The organism is Mesorhizobium sp. P5_C1 (assembly GCF_054049815.1).
Genome location: NZ_JBFULQ010000684.1, coordinates 1 through 2531 on the forward strand (window position 1 = coordinate 1; position 2531 = coordinate 2531).

2 protein-coding genes, 1 tRNA gene and 1 pseudogene are annotated in these 2531 nt (G+C 57.2%); 3 read left to right on the forward strand and 1 reads right to left on the reverse strand.

What is annotated here, in order from left to right:
- Window positions 1-194, forward strand: a 194-nt coding sequence (locus ACXJ7R_RS29880) for a hypothetical protein (protein WP_457154965.1), incomplete at its 5' end; no start/stop codon positions are given.
- Between the two features lie 33 nt (window positions 195-227).
- Here the strand turns inward: ACXJ7R_RS29880 and ACXJ7R_RS29885 are convergent.
- Window positions 228-318: transfer RNA gene (locus ACXJ7R_RS29885), tRNA-Ser, on the reverse strand.
- A gap of 451 nt (window positions 319-769) precedes the next feature.
- Here ACXJ7R_RS29885 and ACXJ7R_RS29890 point away from each other — a divergent pair.
- Together ACXJ7R_RS29890 and ACXJ7R_RS29895 are read left to right on the forward strand one after the other, a co-directional pair.
- On the forward strand, window positions 770-1915 hold the full coding sequence (locus ACXJ7R_RS29890) for a porin (RefSeq protein WP_457154966.1): 1146 nt from the start codon (window positions 770-772) through the stop codon (window positions 1913-1915).
- Between the two features lie 240 nt (window positions 1916-2155).
- Window positions 2156-2531, forward strand: a pseudogene (locus ACXJ7R_RS29895) (site-specific integrase); the annotation flags it as partial.

Sequence of the window (2531 nt, forward strand, 5' to 3'; positions counted from 1 at the left end):
ACGGCGTCGGCGGCGCGCGCACCGGAAACTGCGAGCAGAGCCGCAGCGGAGCCGAGGAGAAGGCTCTTGATGTTCATTTTCTGACCTCCAGTCAGAATCGAACAAAACAGCGTTGCCTTCAGTGCATTTTTGGCACGGAGTTGCGTTCCGACGGCAACGGATTGCCTGCCTATCTATCTGATTTAATAGGATGATTTTTGATTGGCCGCCTTCGAGGCAGGCAGAGATGGCGGAGAGGATGGGATTCGAACCCACGAGAAGCTTTTGACCTCTACTCCCTTAGCAGGGGAGCGCCTTCGACCACTCGGCCACCTCTCCGTTGCGCCGCTGGATAAAGAAAAGCGCCGGCACAATCAACAAGCCCGCGTCATTATATGGAAAAATAAGAACGCACCGAGCTGCGGCTTTCCTTCGATGCGGCGGTTCTGCGGCAGTTTCCTGGCTGGCGACTCGGCGCCTTGCCATGATTCCGTCGGCCGATTGTCGGATTCGGCTGGAAACAAGCGGTTGCCGCGGCCCCAATGGTTAACGAGAGCTTTCTGAGTGAGGCCAAATCGTGTCATTTGTGCAACAACGCCAGGGGATAGCAGCCGAACAGCCCTTTCGCCGGTACGATCGTGGTTGAACGCCGCCGTCTCATGGGTAATGTCGAATTCGAAGGAGCGGCGCGGTGCGCATCTTTTTCGGTAGTGGGGATGGGGCAGGGAACGCTGTCCTTCAGCAAAGAATACCCAGACCCGTTTTTTAACTTTTGACTGGAGGTCAGAAAATGAACATCAAGAGCCTTCTCCTCGGCTCCGCTGCGGCTCTGCTCGCAGTTTCCGGTGCGCGCGCCGCCGACGCCGTCGTCGTCGCCGAGCCGGAGCCCGCTGAATACGTCAAGATCTGCGACGTCTACGGCGCTGGCTACTTCTACATCCCCGGCACCGAAACCTGCCTGCGCATCGGCGGCTATGTCCGTTACGACATCGGCGGCGGCGACGTCGGCTCGTTCGATGGCGCAAGAAGCGCTGATCACATGGATGCCGGTGAGAGCAACGACACCTGGCGCAAGCGGGCCCGTCTCTCGCTGAAGACCTGGACCGGCCAGGAAACCGARCTCGGYACCTTGAAGACCTACACCGAGACCCGCTTCAACTTCAACAATGCCAACGCCGACACGAGCCCCTACATCAACGAAGCCGGCAACTCGGGCGCTTCGCTGAACTTCGCCTGGATCCAGCTCGGTGGTCTCCGCGTCGGTAAGGACGAATCGGCTTACAACACCTTCATCGGTTATGCCGGCGAAGTTATCCAGGATACGCTGGTTCCCTACGGCGKCTTCGACACCAACGTCATCCAGTACTACTTCGATGCTGGCAACGGCTTCTCSGCCGTSGTCTCGCTCGAAGAAGGCTATGGCGCYTACACGATCGACAGCTAYGTTCCGCATGTCGTCGGCGGYGTGAAGTGGACGCAGGGYTGGGGCGCYATCACCGGYGTCRTCGCTTATGACAGCAACTACGAAGAAGTGTCCGGCAAGGTTCGCTTGGACGTGAAGGCGTCTGACGCTGTCACGCTGTGGATCATGGCCGGTTACGGCACCGACGACAACCTCAGCGACGGGACCYTGGCTTTCCCGGCYRRCGGTCGCGGCWTSTACAAGCAGTGGGGCGGCAACTGGGCAGTGTGGGGCGGTGGCACCTACAAGTTTAACGAGAAGACCTCGTTCAACGCTCAGATCTCGTATGACGATTGGAAGAATCTCGGCGTCGCCGCGAACATCGCCTACGACATCGTCCCCGGCTTCACGGTTACGGCCGAAGTCGACTACCTCAATGCAGGCAAGTTCGACGACGCCGACTTCTCCAACTGGACCCATGCCGACAAGAAGAGCAGCGTCGGCGGTATCCTCCGCTTCCAGCGCTCGTTCTAAGGGCTGGTTCTACACAGGTGAAATCCAGCCCGGGCGCACAAACGCCCGGGCTGTTTTTGTTTCGTGACTGGGTCAAGGCAGACAGAAGGAACAGGGGGTAACGGTAGCTGAATAGGGTCCGTGGGTGATTTCGTGGGATCCGCTGATGGGCGGATGAAATCACAACTGCGTGATTCAAATCTCTTGAAAGGACGCCTCCAAGCGGGTAGGGCTGATCTATCCCACTCGGGGGTGTGGCAAATGATGACGACCGAAGCGATTCAAGAGGGTGAGCCTTCTGATCATTTTTCGATGTTTTCTTCTCAAAATGCGAATATACGATACAGTTACAACAAGATCAGAGAAGTAAAGTCGTATAGGGTTCGAGAGCTCTTTTTAGCATACCGGGACATATTATGGGATGATGGGCGGCATAAGTACAATGTCAGCTCTTTCATCGGCGAGATAGATGAGCTTCTCCTTGGGGAGCGATTCAGCGCCTTTGACCAGAGTACCCTGGACAACCTCATTGGTACCTTGCGCCAGCGCGGCAACAGCAACGCAACCATCAACCGAAAGATGGCTGCCCTTAGCAAACTGCTGCGCAAGGCATATAAGATGGGAGATATCCACAGCC